Below are 18646 nucleotides of genomic sequence, written 5' to 3'. Positions count from 1 at the left end.
TCAGGCGTCGAGGTCGTAGAGCGGCTGGCCCGCCATCACCGCGTCCTCGTTGTCGACATGGAAGGCCTTCAGCGTGCCGGCCTCTTCGGCGACGACCGGGGTGAAGGACTTCATCACCTCGATCAGCCCGATCGTGTCGCCGACCGCGACGGCGTCGCCCTCGGTCTTGAACACGGGCTCGCCGGGCGAAGCCGAGCGGTAGAAGGTGCCCGGGAGGGGGGCCTGAATGGTCTTGACGGTCATGCTGGGCCGGATCCTGGTTGCGTCGACACTCCGAAGAGACTTGCAAAACTCGGGCAGGCGGTAAAATCGCAAATTAAAATCCAGGCCATCGGAAAATTCGATATGGTGCGGTCAGACCCTTCGCCAGGGAGACGCACCATGTCCGTTTCGCTCAAGCAGATCCGCTATTTCGTCGCCGCCGCCGAGGCCGGGCGGATCGGCCAGGCGGCGGTCGCGCTGAATGTTTCGCAGTCGGCGGTCACCGCCGCCATCCAGCAGCTCGAGGCGCTGCTCGGCACGAAGCTTCTGGAGCGCACGCCCTCCGGCGTCACCGTCACGCTCGAGGGCAGCCGCTTCCTGTCGCAGGGACGGCAGATTCTGGCGGCGGTCGCCGAGGCCGTGCACAGCCCGCATGTCTCGGGCGGCGCCATCACCGGCAAGGTCCGCGTCGGCGTCACCTACACCGTTGCGGGTTATTTCCTGCCGCGCCACCAGATGCGGTTCCAGTCCAATTTTCCCGGCGTCACGCTGGAACTGTTCGAGGCGCCGCGCGACGTTCTGGAGCAGGCGCTGGCCGACGGGGTGCTCGACATCGCGGTGCTGCTGGTCTCCAACCTGCGCGACGAGGCCCGGATCGCCAGCGAAATCCTCACCCGGTCGCCGCGCCGGCTCTGGCTCGCGCCGGGCCATCCCCTGACCGCGGCCGAGCGGGTGCGGCTCGCCGACATCGCGCAGCACCCCTATGTCATGCTGACGGTCGACGAGGCGAAACACACGGCGATGCGCTACTGGAGCGCCGCGGATCTCGAGCCGCGCACCATCTTCCGCACCTCCTCGGTGGAGGCCGTGCGGTCGATGGTGGCCGGCGGAATGGGGATCACCGTCCTGTCGGAACTGATTTACCGGCCATGGTCCTTGGAGGGCCAGCGGATCGAGACGCGCATCATCGAGGACGAGGTGCCGAGCATGGACGTCGGCCTCGCCTGGAGCCGCGAGGCCGATCTAGGCAGCGCCACCGAGGCGTTCCGCAACTTCATGCGCTTCGCCGTGACCGGCGTCGGCGTCAGTCGCACTGTTGCGGCCGGGGAAAGCGAAGGGCTCGTCCGAAGGCCATCGGATTTTCAGATGTCGTCGCCCGCTTAATACGATTTGACGGGCGGGCCCGCTGTTATCCACGTTTGACACCAACGGCCGATCCCGGACCGGCGAAGCGAGGTGCTGAATGGGTGTCACCATCAATTGCGACATGGGAGAGGGGTTCAGCCTCTACCGTTGCGGCGACGATGCCGCCATCATGCCGCATATCCACATCGCCAACGTCGCCTGCGGCTTCCATGCCTCCGACCCCTCGATCATGCGCGCCGCGGTGAAGCTGGCCGGCGAGCACGGCGTCGCCGTCGGGGCGCATCCGTCCTTTCCCGACCTGCAGGGTTTTGGCCGGCGCGAGATGAAGATGGGCCGCGACGAACTCTCGGCCTGCATCGTCTATCAGGTCGGCGCGCTGAAGGCCTTTCTCGACGAGGCGGGAATGCCGCTCAACCACATCAAGCCGCATGGGGCGCTCTACGGCGCCGCCATCCGCAGCGAGGAGGTGGCGGAAGCCATTGCCGACGCCGCCGAGATTTTTGGCGTGCCGCTGCTCGGCATGGCCGGTACGCTCCAGGAAACCGTCTACACCAGGCGTACGATCCCCTTCATCGCCGAATACTATGCCGACCTCGACTACGACGCCGAGGGCAAGCTCATCATCACCCGCCAGCACGCCGCCAAGGACGCCGCGGAAGCGGCGCGCCGGGCCGTGCGGGTGATGAGTGAGGGCCTGGCGACGACCATCGAGGGCGGCGACCTGCCGATGCGCGCCGACACGGTCTGCATCCATTCCGATACGCCGGGGGCCGATCAGCTGGCACGCGCCGTCAACGCGGCCCTGCGCCCCTGGTTCGGTTGACCGCCAGCGTCGGAAGCAATTGGCTGACGCGCGTTGCCGTACAAGGCGAGGGCCCGCCCCTCGCTCGGACAAAACGCTTGGGGGTGTTCCGCCCGCAGGGCCGTTCACAGGGATAGGAGTTGCGTGCGATGCGAGCCACCTTCTCGACCAGCAGCAGTCCCAAGGGCGGCAGCAAGGCGTTTTGGCAGCAGGCCGTCTCACAGACCTATTTCCCGCTCGATCTGCGCTTCCAGTCGGTCGGCGCGTTCGACGGCACGCTCGACGCCTGGACGCTCGGGTCGATCGCGCTCTCGCGCAACCGATGCGATGGGCTCCTCTACCGGCGTCATGAGCGCCACCTTCTGAACGAACGGGAAGAGAGCTTTCTCATCACGGTGCCGGAGGTGGCGGAGATCCGCTTCGCCCAGGACGGCAAGGAGGTGCAGTGCCGTCCCGGCCAGTTCCTGATAGAGCGCAGCCATCTGCCCTATGATTTCAGCCACCGCGAGCGCGCCGCACTCTGGGTGCTGAAGATCCCGAGCGACGTTCTGCGCGCCCGCATCGCCCGACCGGAGCGCCTGGCGACGCTGCAGTTCGACGCCAGCCGCAGCGTCGGCGCGCTGTTCGTCGACATGCTGCGCCTCACGGCGCCACGGCTCGACGAGATGGAGGCAGATGAGCGCGCGCGGATGGGACGCCATCTCGTCGATCTCCTGGCCATGGCGATCGAGGCCGACCAGAGGGTTCTCGTCGGCCGCTCGTCCTCGGTGCGCAACGCCCATCTTCACCGCGCCGAGCACTTCATTGGCAGCCACCTGCGCGATCCGCACTTGGCACCGCAGGCCATCGCCGACGGCTGCGGCATCTCGCTGCGCTATCTGCACCAGCTGTTCGAGGCCGAGGGAACGACGGTTTCGGCGCATGTCCGGAACCGGCGGCTGTTGATGTGCGACGCGGCGCTGAAGGACCCGCACTGCCGCAAGGCGATCGCTGAGATCGCCTATGACTGGGGGTTCGGCGACCAGGCGCAGTTCAGCCGCAGCTACCGGGCGCGGTTTGGCTGCACGCCGAGCGAGGTCCGCGCCGCCGCGCGTGAGGCGAGCCAGCCCGTCTGAGCGTGCCTGCGCTGCACAGGGCAACGCCGCGCGATGCTGCACTGCATGGTTGGTAAACGGGCAGAACGGACCGCGGCCCAAAATTTGTGCCGAAGTGCACAGAGGATCAAAGTTTGATGCGCTGGGGACCAAGAGAAGCAGCGGAAAAGGCCGTTTAATCCCTCCCGAGAGCGCGGGCACCATCCTGCTGCCGCCAGAGGCCGGACGCGATCGTCATCGTGCGACCGGGCGGCGGGAGACCCCGCGCAACCGCCAGGAGACCGGAAAGGGAAACGCTCACCGTGCAGAATCTTCGCGTAGCCGTCGATGTCGGGGGCACCTTCACCGACATCTGCATCATGGACGAGGACACCGGTTTCATCCGGATCGAGAAGACCTCCTCCACACCCGATCCGATCGACGGGATCATGGGTGGCGTGGCCAAGGCCGGCATCGACCTGGCCAGGGTGGCGCTGTTCTCGCACGGCACGACGGTGGCGACCAACGCGCTGATCACCCGCCGCCTGCCGCGCACCGCCATGGTCTCGACGGAAGGCTTTCGCGACGTGATCGAGATCCGCCGCGCCAACAAGGAAGACCTCTGGGACGTCTACAAGGACGTCGTCAAACCCTACATTCCGCGCCGCGACCGGCTGACCGTGCCCGAGCGCATCGACAGCGCCGGCAATGTGGTCGAGGCGCTGGACGAGGAGAAGGCACGGGACGTCGCCCGCATCCTGAAGAAGCGCGGCGTCGCGGCGATCGCCGTCTGCTTCATGAACGCCTATCTGAACGGCGAGAACGAGCGCCGCATGCGCGAGATCCTCCTCGAAGCGATGCCGGACGTGCCGGTGTCGATCTCCTCGCAGGTGCTGCCGGAAATCTTCGAGCACGAGCGCTTCTCGACCACCGTCGTCAACGCCGCGCTGAGCCCGGTCGTCGTCAGCTACACCACAAGACTTGGCGACCGTCTCGCCGCCGAGGGCTACACCCGCGATCTTCTCCTCCTGCACACCGGCGGCGGCGTGATGACACCGGCGAGCGTCAAGGATTTCGCCGCCCGTCTCGCCGGCTCGGGCATTGCCGCCGGCGCCATCGCCAGCCGCCATATCGCCGGTCTGTGCGGCTATCCCAATTCGATCGGCCTCGACATGGGCGGCACCTCGACCGACGTCTCGCTCGCCTATGAGGGCCAGTCGCGGGTGACCAAGGACTGGTACATCGAGTTCGGCTATCCCATCCGCTTCTCGTCGATCGAGGTGCTGACGATCGGCGCCGGCGGTGGCTCGCTCGCCTGGACGGACGATGCAGGCTCGCTGCGCAATGGCCCGCAGTCGGCCGGCGCGTTCCCGGGGCCGGCCTGCTACGGCAACGGCAATGCGCAGCCGACCAATACCGACGCCAATGTCACGCTCGGCCGTCTCGGCACCAGCCTTGCCGGCGGCAAGGTGACGCTCGACCCGGTGCTCGCCCGCACCGCCGTCGAGGAGGGCGTCGCCAAGGGCTTCTCCCTCTCCACCGAGGCGGCGGCCGATGCGATCCTGCGCGTCGCCAATGCCAACATGTCCGACGCCGTGCGGCTGATCTCGATCAGCCGCGGCTATGATCCGCGTGATTTCGCCCTCGTTGCCTTCGGCGGGGCAGGCGCCCTGCACGGCGTCGACGTCGCCCGCGAACTGTCGATCCCGGTGGTGATCGTGCCGCCGAACCCCGGCGTCACCTCGGCGCTGGGCTGCCTCCTCGTCGACATGCAGCACGATTTCTCCGAAAACTGCATGGTCGATGCCGAGGCGGCCGATCCCGCCACCATCGAGGCGCAGTTCGCCCGCATCGAGCGCGAGGCGCTGGACCGGCTGATCCACGAGGGCGTCGCCGAGGGCGACATCGTGCTGCAGCGGACGATCGACATGATGTATCGCGGCCAGTGGCGCTCGCTCGCCGTCTCGACGCCGAGCCCGATCGGCTCGATCGCCGACCTCGTCGCCGACTTCCACCGCGAGCACCACCGCGAATACAATTTCCGCCGCGACGATGCGCCGGTCAGCTTCTTCCGCGTCAACGTCAAGGCGATCGGCGTCGTGCCGAAGGCGGAACTGGCGGTGCACGCTCCGACCGGGGTGGTTCCCGATCCGGTCGGTCGACGGGAAGTCTGGTTCGAGAATCAGGCGCACGACACGCCCGTCTACCAGCGCGACGATCTTCCCTGCGGCTTCGTCTTGGCGGGTCCCGCGATCGTCGACCAGGTCGACAGCACCACGGTCGTGCCGCCCGGCGCCCGGGCCGAGGTCGACAAGTATCTGAACCTCATCATCCGCGTGAAGGGCTGACACCCATGGCCAGCGAACAGACTCTCGATCCCGTGACCTTCGAGGTCCTGAAGAACTCCTTCATCACCAGCGTCGACCAGATGGGCGAGCAGATCCTTCGGACCTGCTACTCCTTCGTGATCTACAACCACGACTTCTCCAGCGGCCTGCATGACGCCAACGGAGAATGCGCCGCGCAAGGCAATCAGGACATCGCCGTCCACGTCGGCACGCTGCATTTCACCTGCAAGGACGTGATGCGCGCCTTCGAGGGCGACATGCACGAGGGCGACGTCTTCGCCATCAACGACCCCTATGCCGGCGGCACCCACTTCTCCGACGTGCGCCTGGTCAGGCCGATCTTCTCCGAGGGCAAGATCATCGCCTTTTCCCAGTCGAACGGCCACTGGTCGGATGTCGGCGGCAGCGTGCCCGGCTCCTTCGACGTCTCGGCCAAGGACATGTTCCGCGAGGGCCTGCGCATCACGCCGGTTCGGCTGTTCGACAAGGGCGTATTCCGCAAGGACGTGGCCAATCTGATCGCGTCCAACACCCGCGATCCCGCGTCGATCATCGGCGACATCCAGTCCCAGGCCGAGGCGACGGCCGTCTGCGAGCGCGAGATCCTGCGCCTCGTCGGCAAGTATGGCCGCGATACGGTCGAGACCGGCCTTTCCGAGGTGCAGGACTATGTCGAGCGCGCCGTGCGCCAGCGCATCGCCGCGCTGCCGGACGGCGAGTGGGAGACGGTCGACTTCATCGACCGCGACCCGTCGGGCGGCGAAGGCATGATCCCGATCCGCATCAAGATGACGATCAAGGGCGACAAGGCGATCTACGATTTCACCGGCAGCCATCCGGTGATCGGCACGATCTACAACTCCGCCTTCGGCACCACGTTTTCGGCCGTCGCCGCCGGGATGAAGACCTTCTTCCCCGACCTGCCGCTGAATTCCGGCTTCTACCGGGCCTTCGAGATCATCGCGCCGGAAGGCTCGATCGTCGATGCGAAGTGGCCGGTGGCGGTGACCGGCTTCCTGATGCCGTTCGAGAAGATCATGAACTCGATCTACGAGATGTGGTCGCAGCTGATGCCGGAACGGGCGCTGGCCTGCGCCTTCAACCTCGAATATCTCCTGACCGGCGGGCGCGACGCCCGCAGCGACGACAAGCCCATCTTCATGTTCTACGACTGGCTGCCGGGCGGCTGGGGCGGGCGCAACGGCAAGGACGGCGCCAACGTCACCACCGCCTGCTTCGGCACCGGCATGATGGCCCAGCCGGTCGAGGGGCAGGAGCGCGCCAACCCGATCCTCACCACCGAATGCGAGATCCTGCGCGATACGGCCGGTCCCGGCAAATGGCGTGGCGGCGTCGGCGTGCGCAAGACATCGCTGATGCTCGCGGCCGAGGACACCGTGATCTCCTACATCTGCGACCGCGAATGCGCGATCGTCTGGGGCATCGAAGGCGGGCTTCCCTCCAGCCCGCACGGCCTGACGCTGAAGCGGGCCGGCGCCGAGCACACGGAACGGCTCGGCACCATCTTCTCCGACGTCAAGATCGGCGAGGGCGACGTGTTCTCGCGGCCGACGGCCGGCGGCGGCGGATTCGGCGACCCGCTCGACCGCGATCCCGCGCATGTCCTGGAAGACGTCATCGACGACTATGTCTCGATCGAGCGCGCCGCCAAGGACTACGGCGTCGTCATCCGCGCCATCGACCCCGAGCTCTGCGATTACGCGCTCGACTCGGCTGCGACCGAGGCCCTGCGCGCCGAGATCCGCCAAAAGCGGGTCGCCTGGGCCCGCACCGATCCGGAAGGCGTCGCGGCGCAATTCCGACGTGGCGAGATCGATGCGCTCGACGCGATCCGCCAGCATGCGGTGATCCTCGACTGGGGCACGGGCGAGCTTCTTCCCGAATCCACGCGGCAGTTCCGCGAGACCTTCGAGCGGCGATCCGTCGCCAACTGGGCTGCCGTGTAGGCAGCGCGAAGCAGTGCCGTCGGACGGGGCGCAAACCCGCGCCTCCCGTCCGCTTCCCCCTCAAGCAAGAAGGATTGCAGCCATGTTTCTTCGCTCTCGCCTCCGCCACAGCCTCGCTGCCGCCACCTGTCTCGGCATGGTCGCCGGTGCGGTGTCGCCCAGTCTCGCCGCCGACGCCGCCTGGTGGCCGATGAAGATCTACGACTCCTCCTCCGGCACGCCGGTGGATGCCGAGTACACGCCGCTGGAAAAGGCAGAGAAGCCCTACAATCTGTGCGTTCTGTTCCCGCACATGAAGGACAGCTTCTGGGTCGCGGTCGCCTACGGCATCGTCAAGCAGGCCGAGGCGATGAACGTCAACATGACGCTCTACGAGGCCGGCGGCTACGAGAACCTGCCCAAGCAGCTCTCGCAGTTCGACGACTGCCTGGCGAGCGGTTCGGACGCGATCATCGTCGGCGCGATCTCGGGCGCGGGCCTCGAGCAGAAATTCAAGGAAGCCGCGGCCAAGAACATTCCGGTCGTCGGCGTCACCAACCCCATTCCGGCCAATGCGACGCCCGCCGCCAATGCCGTCGACTTCGTCGCCATGGGCGCGGTGACCGGCGAGGGCCTGCTCGCGCAGCTGCCGGCCGGCGAAAAGGCCAATGTCGTGACCTTCCCGGGCCCGGCAGGCTCGGGCTGGGCCGAATCCTTCAACGAAGGATTCAAGACGGCGGTTTCCAAGAACCCGGACGTGACGATCCTCGACGAGAAGTTCGGCGACAGCGGCGTCGCCGTGCAGCTGCAGCTCATCCAGGATGCGCTGCAGGCGCATCCCGAGATGAACGTGATCTGGGGATCGGCCCCGACGGCGGAAGCGGCGATCGGTGCCGTGGCCGAAGCCGGGCGCACCGACATCAAGATCATGTCGTCCTACGAGAACCAGGCCATGCTCGACGCGCTGAACCGCGGTGACATCCTGGCCTTCGCGACGCAGTATCCGGTTGGCGAGGGCGCCATCGCCATCGACCAGGCGGTCCGGCTGCTCGAGAAGAAGCCGGTGATGAGCCTCGTCCAGCCGGTGGCGGCGGTGGTCGACAAGACCACCGTGCCGAACCTGCAGATGGACCTGATCCTGGCACCGGGCGACTGGACGCCGGTCTACAGCGTCAAGGCCAAGTAGTCCCCGGCGGAAACCCGAAGCGAAGGAGACGACATGGGGCAGACCGGCGAAGTCGGAACGCACTGCCGGGAGACGGAGCCTCTGCTCCACCTGGCGGGCATCTCGAAGCGGTTCACGGGCGTTCTGGCCCTCGACCGGGTCGATTTCGACGTGCGCGCCGGCGAGCTTCATGTGCTCTTCGGCGAAAACGGGGCGGGGAAGTCGACGCTGATCAACGTCATCGCCGGCACCTTCCCGCCCGATGGTGGCGAGTTTCGCTTCGGCGGCGAGGAGATCCGCCACCTCACGCCGCAGCGTGCCCGCGCCATCGGCATCAGCCCGGTCTTCCAGGAATTCTCGCTGGTGCCGACCATGACCGTCGAGGAGAACCTCTTCCTCGGCCGCGAGCTGTCCGCCGGCGGCGTGCTGCGCGCCGGCGACATGCGCAAGCAAGCGCGGGCGCTGATCGACGAGCTTGGTTTCGATCTCGATCCCGCCGCCCGCGTCGACGACCTGTCACGGGCGCACCAGCAGATGGTCGAAATCGCCAAGGCCCTGCTCGGCAGAGCGCGCCTTCTGATCCTCGACGAGCCGACGGCCTCGCTCACCGAAAGGGAGACCGGCCGGCTGTTCGAACTGATCGCCAAGCTGAAGGCCCAAGGCGTCGGCATCATCTACGTCTCGCACCGCATGCGGGAAATCCGGGCGCTCGCCGACCGCGTCACCGTGCTGCGCGATGGAAAGCTGATCCGCACGCTCGACGCCGCTGCCGTCACCGACGGTGAACTGGTCGAATTGATGACCGGCCGCAAGATCGACGTGCTGTTTCCAGCCATCGCCCACGTGCCCGGTACGGTGGCCGTCGACGTCGAAAATCTCTCCGTCGCCGGCGGCATCGTCTCGGATGTCAATTTCTACGCCCGCACCGGGGAGATCACCGGCATTGCCGGTCTGGTCGGCTGCGGCAAGTCCGAGCTGGTGCGTGCCATCTACGGGCTCGAGCCGGTGACAGGCGGCACCGTCCGCCTGCACGGCATGCCCTATGAATCGGCCGATCCGCGCGCCAGCCTGCGCAAGGGCGTGGCGTATTTTCCGGCCAACCGCGTCGCCGAAGGGCTCGCGCTGTCGCGGCCGATCCGCGAGAACGCCTCGATGACGGCGCTCGACCTCAAGCGGTTCGTCACCTTCGGCATGCTGCGCCAGGGTGCCGAGAAGCTGCTGATCAACCCGATCATGGAACAGCTGAATCTGCGCCCGCCCAACATCGAGCGCGCCGTCGGCAACCTCTCCGGCGGCAACCGCCAGAAGGTGATGCTCGGGCGGGCGCTGACGCGCGACCTCTCGATCTTCCTGTTCGACGAGCCGAGCGTCGGGATCGACGTCGGCGCCAAGGTCGAGGTCTACGAATTCATGAAGCGGCTCGTCGAGGCGGGCGCGGCGGTGATCGTCGTCTCGTCTGAACTCCCGGAGGTGCTGGCCTTGTCGAACCGTCTCTACGTGATGCACCACGGCCGCATCGCCGCCGAGCTCGAAGGCGCGGCGAAGACGGAGCAGAACGTCCTGTCGAGCTTCTTCAAGGACCATCTCGCCGAGGCCGCGGCATGAGCGCCGCCGCCGCGCGCCAATCGGGCGCCCCCGCGCGATCGGGCTTTGCGCTCCGGCTCGGTTTCCTGCCCGTTCTCCTTATCGTCGTCGTCATCGGCATGTCGCTGGTCTCGCCGCAGTTCTACGGCCCGATCAACATCATCAACATTCTGCGCAACGCATCCCTGCTCACCATCGTCGCCTGCGGCCAGGCGATCGTCATCATCGCCGGCGGCTTCGACCTCTCCGTCGGCGCGGTGATCGCACTGGCCAGCGTCGTCACCGCCAAGGTGATGGGCATGGCCGCTCTCGCCTTTCCCGGCAACGACGCGGCGATCATCGCCTGCGGCGTGCTCGCCGGCCTCGGCTCGGGCCTCGCGATCGGGCTGGTCAACGGCATCTGCGTCGCCCGGCTGAAGGTCTCGGGCTTCGTGGTGACGCTCGGCACCATGTCGGCTGCGGCCGGCGTCGGCCTGATGATCACCAGCGGCATCCCTGTCTACGGCATGCCGGAAAGCTTCGTGAAGGAATTTGGCCGGGCCCAGTTCCTCGGCCTGCCGACGGCGATCTACGTCGCCATCGCGGTCGTGCTGGTGATGATCTTCGTGCAGCGGCGGACGCTGTTCGGGCGCTATGTCTTCGCCATCGGCGGCAATGCCGAGGCGGCGACGATTTCCGGCGTATCGGTCAACCGCCACCTTGTCGGCACCTACGCCCTGTCCGGCGTTTTGGCAGCGGCCACCGGCATTCTCCTGACCGCCCAGGTCGGCTCCGGCCAGGCGAGTTTCGGCGGCGACCGGATGATGCTGCAGTCGATCGCCGCAGCGGTGATTGGCGGCGTCAGCCTTCGCGGCGGCATCGGCCGGATCGAGATCGTCACCGTCAGCGCGCTGTTCCTGACCATTCTCAGCAATGCCCTCAACCTTCTGCAGATCGACTCGCGGCTGCAGCCGGTCTTCCTCGGCGTCATCATGGTGGCGGCGGTGGCGGCCGAGGAACAGGGCCGCAGGAGGAAGACTCGTGTCTGACCTGTCTCCCCCGCTCGCCGTCGCCGACACGGCTTCCTCCCCGTCCTGGAGCGCGCAGCTCTGGCAGTGGGCGCTGCCGATCGCCCTCGTCGTCCTCTTTCTCGCCTTCTCGATCGCCGACAGCCGCGTTCTCTCCGCCGCCAACCTCGTCAACATCGCCCAGCAGACGAGCTACATCGCGCTGTTCGCCATGGCGCAGGCCGTGGTCATCATCACCCGCGGCTTCGACCTCTCGCTCGGACCGGCGGTATCGATGGTCAGCGTCGGTGCGGCCGTGGCGATGACGGCGGCCGTCGGTGGTGGCAGCGATCCCGTCACGGTGTTGCTGATCGGCCTCGTCGCGGGCATAGGCCTCGGTGCCGCCACGGGCCTGTTCAACGGCGTGGTGATCGCGCTGCTCGGCGTCAGCCCCTTCGTCGCCACGCTCGGCAGCTACAACATCGCCATCGGCATCGCCACGACGCTGTCGGCCGGCAAGCCGGTGCAGGGCATGCCGGACCTGTTCTCGACGCTGCTCTATCGCGGCGACGTGTTCGGCGTCCCGGCGGCGATCGTCATCGCCGTCCTCGCCGGCCTGGTCCTGCATTTCGCCCTGACCCGCACCGTGTTCGGCCGCTCGCTCTACCTCGTCGGCACCAATCCGCGCGCGGCGGCGGTTGCCGGCATCCCGGTGAGGCGCGTCCTCGTCTCCGCCTATGTGCTCTGCTCCTGTCTCGCCGCACTCGGCGCCCTGATGCTGACGGCCCGCACCGGCTCGGGCGAGCCCAATCTCGGCGGCTCGCTGTCCCTCCAGGCGATCGCCGCGGCCGTCGTCGGCGGCACGAGCCTCGCCGGCGGGCGCGGCGGCGTCGGCACGGCCGTCCTCGGCGCGCTGTTCATCACCATCCTGTCCAACGGCATGAACCTGACGCGCATCGACGGCTACGTGCAGATGGTCGTGCTGGGGGCGATCGTCATCATCGGCGTGGTCCTCGACCGGGCCCGCCTGAAGACGCGCTGAAGGCCAGCCCTTCGCTGGATCTCAACGACGGCGCGGCTGACATATCGGCGGCCACGCGAAAGCCAATCCGGAGATCGCCGCCATGCCCCCCGATATCTACCTCGCCCCGTCGCTGCCCGCCGCGGTCGATGCGCTCGACGAGCGTGGCGAGGCCGGCGCACCGCTGGCGGGCGGCACCTGGATCATGCGCGCGCCCTTGCGCGGCGCGGCGTTCAAGCCCGCTTATGTCGCTCTCTCGCGGATCGCAGCGCTGAAGACGATCGCGGTCGGCGAGGCACGCATCGAGATTGGCGCCGGCGCCACCCATGCGGCACTGGCGAAGGCTCTCGACGGTCTGTCCGGCCTCGAAGCCCTGGCGACGGCTGCCGGCAAATCCGCCAATCCGGCGGTGCGCCACATGGCGACGGTCGGCGGCAATCTCGCGGCGCATGATTTTGCCGCCGCCGATCTCGTCCCGGCGCTGCTGGCGCTCGGCGCCGAGGTGGAGATCGCCGGCCGCCGCGGCGAGGAGCGGATGGCGATCGAGACTTTCCTGCACCGGCGCACCGCGCTCGGCCCGGGGCGGCTTCTGACAAAAATCGTCCTGCCGCGCTCCGCGGCGCGGTCCGCGCATGCGCGGTTGCCGCTGCGCAAGGCCGGCGACTATCCGGTGGCGGTGGTGAGCCTTGCCGTGACCCTGGATGGGGCGGGGCGGATCGCGATCGCCGACATCGCCGTCGGCTCGGTCGAGGCGGTCGCCCGCCGCTGGACATCGCTCGAAGCCGCGCTGGCCGGACAGGCGCTCGACCCCGACACCCTCGCGCGGCTCGCCGAGACGCACAGTGCCGACTTCACCGGCCGCGACGGCGTCGAGGCACCCGGCTGGTACCGCGTCAGGGTCCTGCCGGCGCTGGTGCGGCGCGCCGCCACTTTGCTTCTCGCCGCCGCCTGACTGGAGGACATACCATGCCGATCGAGATGACGATCAACGGAGAAAGACGCTCTTCCACCGCCGCTGCCCTGGTGCCGCTCGTCGACGTGCTGCGCGACGAGTTCCACCTCACCGGCGCCAAGCCCGTCTGCCGCGAAGGTTTCTGCGGCGCCTGCATGGTGCTCGTCGACGGCACGCCGGTCCTGTCCTGCCTGACGCCCGCAGCGCTCGCCGAAGGAACCGACATCGTCACCGTCGAGGGACTGTCCGCCGGCGGCGTTCCCTCACCGCTGCAGGCCGCCTTCGAGGCGCACGACGCCGTCCAGTGCGGCATGTGCTTTCCCGGCATGGTCGTCGCGCTGACGGATTTCCTGGCGCGCACCCAGCAGCCGAGCCGCGAGGCGGTGCGTGCCGCGCTGTCCGGCAACATCTGTCGCTGCACGGGCTATGAGCGCATCGTCGATGCCGCTCTGTCCGTCGCCACCGGTCGATAGGAGCACGGCATGGACACCTCGCCCGACGCCTCGGTCATGGATTTCCGCCGGCGCGATGCCCTGGACAAGCTGATGGGCCTCACGCGCTATACGATCGACCGCAAAAGCGCCGGCATGCTGCACGCCGTGGTGCTGCGCGCCGCCGTTCCGTCCGGCCGCATCCTCAGCCTCGATACCGCGAAGGCGGAGGCGATGCCGGGTGTCAGGGCGATCGTCACGGCGGCGGATGCGCCGGGACAGGCGGGCATCGGCATTGCCGACCACCCGCTGTTTGCCCGCGACGTCGTGCGCTACGACGGCGAGCCGCTCGCCGCCGTCGCCGCCGAGACGCTGGCCGAGGCCGAGGCGGCGATGCGGGCGATCGAGGTGGAGATCGCGCCGCTTCCTGCGGTCGTCGACATGGAAGCCGCGCTCGCGCCGGGCGCGCCGCTCGTCCACCCGGACTGGGCGGACTACGATGTTCTGTTCGAGGGCGGCGCGCATGGCGGCAACATCGCCTGGGAGGCGAGCTCGGTGCGCGGCGACGTCGATGCAGCCTTCGCGCGCGACGACGTCACCGTGGTCGAGAGCTCTTTTCGCGTCGGTCGCCAGAACCACGTCTCGTTCGAGCCGCGTGCGGTGCTGGCGCACTTCGAGGATGGGCGGTTCCACATCGAGACGTCGACGCAGGTGCCGTGGACGGTCCGCAATACCACGGCACGGCTGATCGGGGTGCCGGCCTCGGACGTGCGGGTGACGGTCCCGGCCGTCGGCGGCGCCTTCGGCCTGAAGTTCGACTGGGCGATGGAGCCCTTCGCCGCGCTGCTCGCACGCAAGGCAAGGCGCCCGGTGCGCCTCGTCAACACGCGGCAGGAGGAGATGCTGACCTGCCTGTTTCGCGAAAACGCCGAGATTCTCATCCGCTCGGCGGTGACGGCGGACGGCGAGATCGCCGGGCGCGAGGCCGTGGTGCTGATGGACTGCGGCGCCTATGGCGGGGAGCAGATCTTTCTCACCACCATGACCGCCCATACGCTCGGCGGAAACTACCGGCTCGGCGCGGCGCGCCTCGTTTCGCGCGCCGTCTATACGCACTCGCCGCCGAATGGCGCCTTTCGCGCCTGCAACGGCGTCTACAACACCTTCGCGCTGGAGCGGCATACCGACGAGATCGCAGCGGCGATCGGCATGGACCGGCTGGAATTCCGGCGCCGCAACGTGCTCGGCGACGGCGATCTCGGCGCCACCGGCCAGGTCTTCGAGGGTGCGGTGCTGCGTCCGATGCTGGACAAGATGCAGGCCCTGCGCGCGCAGAGCCCGGTCGCCGTGCCGAACGATGGGCGCCTCTACGGGCATGCGACGACTGTCGGCACCTGGTTCGTCTTCACCGGCCCCTCCGCGGCCACCGTCAACATGAATGCCGACGGCAGCGCGACGCTGGTCACCTCCGGCGTCGAGATCGGGTCGGGCTCGATGATGCAGGCGCTGCCGCAGATCGTCGCCGGCGCGCTCGGCCTGAGGCCCGACCAGGTGATCGTGCGCACCGCCGATACCGATGCGGCCGGCTTCGACGTCGGCGTCGGCGGCGGCCGCACCACGGTCTCGCTCGGGGCCGCCAGCCTTTCGGCGGCCGAGGCGGTGCGCACGACGCTTCTGAGGATGGCGGGCGAGATGCTGGAGGCCGACCCTGAGGATCTCGTGATGACGGAGGGCCGGATCGAGATCGCCGGGGCGAACGGGTTCGGTTACACGATTGCCGAGGTCGCGGCGCGGGCGCAGGCCAAGCACGGACCCGTCGCCGGTACCGGCGCCTTCACCGGACGGGGAACGCCGGCGATGTCGGGCTGCGCCGCCGGGCATTTCATCGAGGCGCTCGATATCCCGGTCTTCGCCGTGCATGACTGCGACGTCGCCGTCGACCCCGAGACCGGCCATGTCGAGGTGCTGGCCTATCGCGTCGTCCAGGATGTGGGCCGGGCGCTGAACCCGAGCGCCATCCATGGCCAGATCCAGGGCGGCGTCGTGCAGGGCCTCGGCTACGCGCTGCACGAGGAAGCCTCCATCGATGCCGGCGGCCGGATCTGCCAGGGCGGCTTCGAGACCTACCGCCTGCCGCTCGCCGAGGACGTGGTGCCGGTCACGATCGCGCTGCACGAGGGGGCGCCCTCGATGGGCCCGCTCGGCACCAAGGGCGCGGGCGAAGTACCGATTCTCAATGTCGGGGCGACGATCGCCTGCGCCGTGGCCAACGCCACTGGCCGGCGCGTCGAGGAACTGCCGCTGACGCCGCCGCGGGTGCTGGAAATGCTCCTCGACCGCAAGCCGGCGCTCGCCTTCCCGCACATCGCGCCGCGCTGGAGCGACAACCTCCTGCGCCCGCATGGGCGGCCCGACTGAGATCTGGGACGGGCGGCCCGGCGGCGCCGGGCTTTTGACGCGATGCCGCCGGGTTACAGGGCCGCGAGCGTGTCCCGCATGGCCTCGATCAGCGTGTCGGCATTGTCGCGCGAGAATACCATGGGCGGGCGGATCTTCAGGACGTTGGCGTGCGGGCCCGAGGCGCTGATCAGCACCCGTCGTTCCCGCAGACCGTTGACGAGGCGCGTCGTGATCGCGGCGTCGGGCGTCTTCGCCCGGGCATCGCTTACCATCTCGACGCCGATGAACAGGCCCACCCCGCGCACGTCGCCGATGCAGGGAAACGCCTCGGCGAGCCTGGACAGGCCGGCGCGGATATAGGCGCCGACGTTCAGGGCATTTTCCTGCAACCGCTCGGACGAGAGCGCGTGGAGCACGGCGATGCCGGCGGCCGCCGCGACCGGATTGCCGCCGAAAGTATTGAAGTAACGGCTGCGGCGGCCGAACTCGGCGATCACCTCCGGCTTCACGACGACGCCGGCCATCGGATATCCGTTGCCCATCGGCTTGCCGAGCGTGACCATGTCCGGCTCGACGCCGTGGCGCTCGAAACCCCACATCGTGTCGCCGGTGCGCCCGAAGCCCGGCTGCACCTCGTCGGCGACGAACAGGCCGCCCGCATGGTGGATCGCCTCGACCGCCGGCTTGAGGAAGCCTCGGGGCTCGGGAACGACGCCATCGCTGGAGAAGATCGTGTCGACGATGAGCAGGGCCGGCTTGATGCCGTGCCGCCGGAGATCGTCGATCGCTCCGCGGACGTCGCGGCCAAACCGGTCGCGCGCCTCTTCCGGCGACTGGCGGTAGGGGTCGGGCGGCGCGACCGTGCGCACATGCGGCCCGAGAGCGACGGACTCGCCAAGCGAGGGGGAGAACTCGGACACTGTCGCGGTGACGCCGTGATAGGCGAGGCTGGTGACGATGATGCCGGTGCCGCCGGTGACGGAGCGCGCCACCCGGACCGCGAGGTCGTTCGCCTCGCTGCCGGTGCAGGTCAGCATCGCCTGGCTGAGAGCGGTGGGAAACGTCGCCGTCAGCTGCTCGGCGTAGTCGATGACGCTCTCGTGGAGATAGCGGGTGTGGGTGTTGAGGATGGCGGTCTGCCGGGTGATCGCCTCGACGACGGCGGGATGGCAATGGCCGAGCGAGGCGACGTTGTTGTAGGCGTCGAGATAGGCCTTGCCGTCATGGTCGTACAGCCAGACGCCGTCGCCCCGGACGATGTGGATGGGGCGCTCGTAGAAGAGCCGGTAGGCTGGACCCATGACCTTCTCCCGCCGCGCGATGAGCGCCTGCTCGGCCGGGCTGAGTCGGGCGAAGTCGTCGGCGCCGAAAGCGTTGACCATGGTCATGGGTTCAGGCCTTGCAACTGTCGTGAATGAGCTGGCGGAGATCGGCTTCGGGCGCCTCGGACAGGTGCGCGAGGCCGAGACAGGCGGACCGGTGGTTGCGCAGGATGTAAGCGCTCTCGTCCGGCCGCAGCGAGGCGCGCCATTCGGTGATGATCATGGTCATCGCCAGCCGCGCGGCGATGAGCGTCGGCAGAACCTCGGTCTCGGCAGGCGTCAGCGGCACCACGGCGCCGAAGCCGCGCAGCAGGGCGGACAGCTTTTCCGCCCAATCCTCGCCGCTGAGATGGTAGGCGGCCGCCACCGCCAGATCGTTCACCCTCGGGCCGTGAACCATGTCGCCGAAGTCGATGATGCCGACGACCGCGTCCGGCCGCTGGGGGTCGACGAGGATGTTGTAGGGATTGAAGTCGTTGTGGATCACCTGCGCCGGCAGATCGCCGAGGCCGGGCAGGACGCGGCCGGAAAAGTCGTCGAGGACCCGCTGGATGACCGGCCGTCGCGCGGCATCGACGAAGCCGAGCAGCGAGGCGAGATCCGCGAAATGCGACAGGTCCCACAGGAGCTTGCCCGCGGGCGGTCGCGCCGTGGCGCCGGCCAGTCCGGCCGACAGGCTGCCAAGCGCCAGACCCAGCGCGTGGCACTGCTTCGCACTGGCCGGGGTCGCCCCCATCAGCTCTCCCTCGAGATAGGTCAGGAGCTGCACCACCCGGCTGCCATCCGGCACCGGAAGCGCAAAGCTCGCCTGACCGTCGAGGGTCGGCACCAGGCGCGGCACGGGAACGAGGAGGGTTGTCTTTGCCAGATGCAGGAGCACGTCCGCCTGAAACGCCAGGGATAGTACGTCCTCGACCGGGTTCGCGATCTTGAGGGTGAAATTCCCGTCGTCGGTCGCCAGCTGGAACGTCTCGTCGCGCTCGCTCGACAGGCGTTTCGCGACGCCGACCTTGCCGAACACCGTCAGGGCCAGCTCCTCGACCTGCGCAATCGCGCAAGGCTCCCAATGTGCGTTGAGAACATCATTCTCGGGGGCATGAGGCGGCTGAGCCATAGGGATTCCAGAAAACAAGCGACTGCGTGCGCCATGCGAGACCATGACGACGATAGTCTTTTGATGCATGATGCGTCAAGAACGGCAGCGAACGGACGATGGGGCAGGCTTCCCATTTGTCGACGATGTGGGCAGGGATGGTCGTGGAGCCGAGC

15 protein-coding genes are annotated in these 18646 nt (G+C 68.2%); 12 read left to right on the top strand and 3 right to left on the bottom strand.

The annotated features are described in order from the left end of the window. Positions 1 to 243, bottom strand: coding sequence for an acetyl-CoA carboxylase (locus tag Sa4125_RS23390; protein ID WP_224002272.1), 243 nt, complete (start codon positions 241 to 243; stop codon positions 1 to 3). 138 nt (positions 244 to 381) lie between these two features. Here Sa4125_RS23390 and Sa4125_RS23385 point away from each other — a divergent pair, with 138 nt between their 5' ends. The 12 genes from Sa4125_RS23385 (at position 382) to Sa4125_RS23330 (ending at position 16073) form a co-directional block, all read left to right on the top strand. Continuing rightward, positions 382 to 1365, top strand: coding sequence for a LysR family transcriptional regulator (locus Sa4125_RS23385; protein ID WP_224002270.1), 984 nt, complete (start codon positions 382 to 384; stop codon positions 1363 to 1365). Between the two features lie 79 nt (positions 1366 to 1444). Beyond that, positions 1445 to 2170, top strand: coding sequence for a 5-oxoprolinase subunit PxpA (gene pxpA / locus Sa4125_RS23380; protein WP_224002268.1), 726 nt, complete (start codon positions 1445 to 1447; stop codon positions 2168 to 2170). Positions 2171 to 2298: 128 nt separating this feature from the next. Then, positions 2299 to 3264 (top strand): helix-turn-helix domain-containing protein, encoded by a 966-nt coding sequence (locus tag Sa4125_RS23375; RefSeq protein WP_224002260.1) that lies wholly within the window; start codon positions 2299 to 2301, stop codon positions 3262 to 3264. 281 nt (positions 3265 to 3545) lie between these two features. Beyond that, the gene (locus Sa4125_RS23370; RefSeq protein WP_224002259.1) at positions 3546 to 5570 is read left to right on the top strand and encodes a hydantoinase/oxoprolinase family protein; all 2025 of its coding nucleotides are present in this window, start codon (positions 3546 to 3548) and stop codon (positions 5568 to 5570) included. A gap of 5 nt (positions 5571 to 5575) precedes the next feature. Then, positions 5576 to 7537, top strand: a complete 1962-nt coding sequence (locus Sa4125_RS23365) for a hydantoinase B/oxoprolinase family protein (RefSeq protein ID WP_224002257.1) — start codon at positions 5576 to 5578, stop codon at positions 7535 to 7537. A gap of 82 nt (positions 7538 to 7619) precedes the next feature. Continuing rightward, positions 7620 to 8702: a TMAO reductase system periplasmic protein TorT gene (gene torT, locus Sa4125_RS23360; protein ID WP_224002255.1), complete on the top strand. Its 1083-nt coding sequence runs from the start codon at positions 7620 to 7622 to the stop codon at positions 8700 to 8702. A gap of 33 nt (positions 8703 to 8735) precedes the next feature. After that, positions 8736 to 10286: a sugar ABC transporter ATP-binding protein gene (locus tag Sa4125_RS23355; RefSeq protein WP_224002253.1), complete on the top strand. Its 1551-nt coding sequence runs from the start codon at positions 8736 to 8738 to the stop codon at positions 10284 to 10286. Next, complete coding sequence (locus tag Sa4125_RS23350) at positions 10283 to 11293, top strand: ABC transporter permease (protein WP_224002251.1); 1011 nt, start codon at positions 10283 to 10285, stop codon at positions 11291 to 11293. The genes Sa4125_RS23355 and Sa4125_RS23350 overlap by 4 nt, the downstream gene beginning before the upstream one ends. Further along, entirely contained in the window at positions 11286 to 12293 is a 1008-nt protein-coding gene (locus Sa4125_RS23345; RefSeq protein ID WP_224002249.1) for an ABC transporter permease, read from the top strand. Before Sa4125_RS23350 ends, Sa4125_RS23345 begins: the two co-directional genes overlap by 8 nt. Before the next feature lie 82 nt (positions 12294 to 12375). After that, a complete protein-coding gene (locus Sa4125_RS23340) occupies positions 12376 to 13224 on the top strand; it encodes an FAD binding domain-containing protein (RefSeq protein WP_224002248.1) in 849 nt (282 codons plus the stop codon). Between the two features lie 14 nt (positions 13225 to 13238). Further along, complete coding sequence (locus tag Sa4125_RS23335; protein WP_224002246.1) at positions 13239 to 13697, top strand: (2Fe-2S)-binding protein; 459 nt, start codon at positions 13239 to 13241, stop codon at positions 13695 to 13697. Between the two features lie 9 nt (positions 13698 to 13706). Then, positions 13707 to 16073, top strand: coding sequence for a xanthine dehydrogenase family protein molybdopterin-binding subunit (locus Sa4125_RS23330; RefSeq protein ID WP_224002244.1), 2367 nt, complete (start codon positions 13707 to 13709; stop codon positions 16071 to 16073). Positions 16074 to 16126: 53 nt separating this feature from the next. Here Sa4125_RS23330 and Sa4125_RS23325 read toward each other — a convergent pair whose 3' ends face one another. Further along, on the bottom strand, positions 16127 to 17443 hold the full coding sequence (locus Sa4125_RS23325; protein WP_224002242.1) for an aspartate aminotransferase family protein: 1317 nt from the start codon (positions 17441 to 17443) through the stop codon (positions 16127 to 16129). A gap of 4 nt (positions 17444 to 17447) precedes the next feature. Further along, on the bottom strand, positions 17448 to 18491 hold the full coding sequence (locus Sa4125_RS23320; RefSeq protein ID WP_224002240.1) for a phosphotransferase: 1044 nt from the start codon (positions 18489 to 18491) through the stop codon (positions 17448 to 17450). Between the last annotated feature and the right edge of the window lie 155 nt (positions 18492 to 18646).

Source organism: Aureimonas sp. SA4125, from assembly GCF_019973775.1.
In the GTDB taxonomy this organism is placed as follows: domain Bacteria; phylum Pseudomonadota; class Alphaproteobacteria; order Rhizobiales; family Rhizobiaceae; genus Plantimonas.
This window is presented reverse-complemented; position numbering and strand designations above follow the sequence as displayed.

Coding starts and splice junctions, on each gene's coding strand:
- Sa4125_RS23365 (WP_224002257.1), top strand. CDS start 5,576: ATGGCCAGCGAACAGACTCTCGATCCCGTGACCTTCGAGGTCCTGAAG.
- Sa4125_RS23320 (WP_224002240.1), bottom strand. CDS start 18,491: ATGGCTCAGCCGCCTCATGCCCCCGAGAATGATGTTCTCAACGCACAT.
- torT (WP_224002255.1), top strand. CDS start 7,620: ATGTTTCTTCGCTCTCGCCTCCGCCACAGCCTCGCTGCCGCCACCTGT.
- Sa4125_RS23335 (WP_224002246.1), top strand. CDS start 13,239: ATGCCGATCGAGATGACGATCAACGGAGAAAGACGCTCTTCCACCGCC.
- Sa4125_RS23325 (WP_224002242.1), bottom strand. CDS start 17,443: ATGACCATGGTCAACGCTTTCGGCGCCGACGACTTCGCCCGACTCAGC.
- Sa4125_RS23350 (WP_224002251.1), top strand. CDS start 10,283: ATGAGCGCCGCCGCCGCGCGCCAATCGGGCGCCCCCGCGCGATCGGGC.
- Sa4125_RS23340 (WP_224002248.1), top strand. CDS start 12,376: ATGCCCCCCGATATCTACCTCGCCCCGTCGCTGCCCGCCGCGGTCGAT.
- Sa4125_RS23375 (WP_224002260.1), top strand. CDS start 2,299: ATGCGAGCCACCTTCTCGACCAGCAGCAGTCCCAAGGGCGGCAGCAAG.
- Sa4125_RS23385 (WP_224002270.1), top strand. CDS start 382: ATGTCCGTTTCGCTCAAGCAGATCCGCTATTTCGTCGCCGCCGCCGAG.
- pxpA (WP_224002268.1), top strand. CDS start 1,445: ATGGGTGTCACCATCAATTGCGACATGGGAGAGGGGTTCAGCCTCTAC.
- Sa4125_RS23355 (WP_224002253.1), top strand. CDS start 8,736: ATGGGGCAGACCGGCGAAGTCGGAACGCACTGCCGGGAGACGGAGCCT.
- Sa4125_RS23330 (WP_224002244.1), top strand. CDS start 13,707: ATGGACACCTCGCCCGACGCCTCGGTCATGGATTTCCGCCGGCGCGAT.
- Sa4125_RS23390 (WP_224002272.1), bottom strand. CDS start 243: ATGACCGTCAAGACCATTCAGGCCCCCCTCCCGGGCACCTTCTACCGC.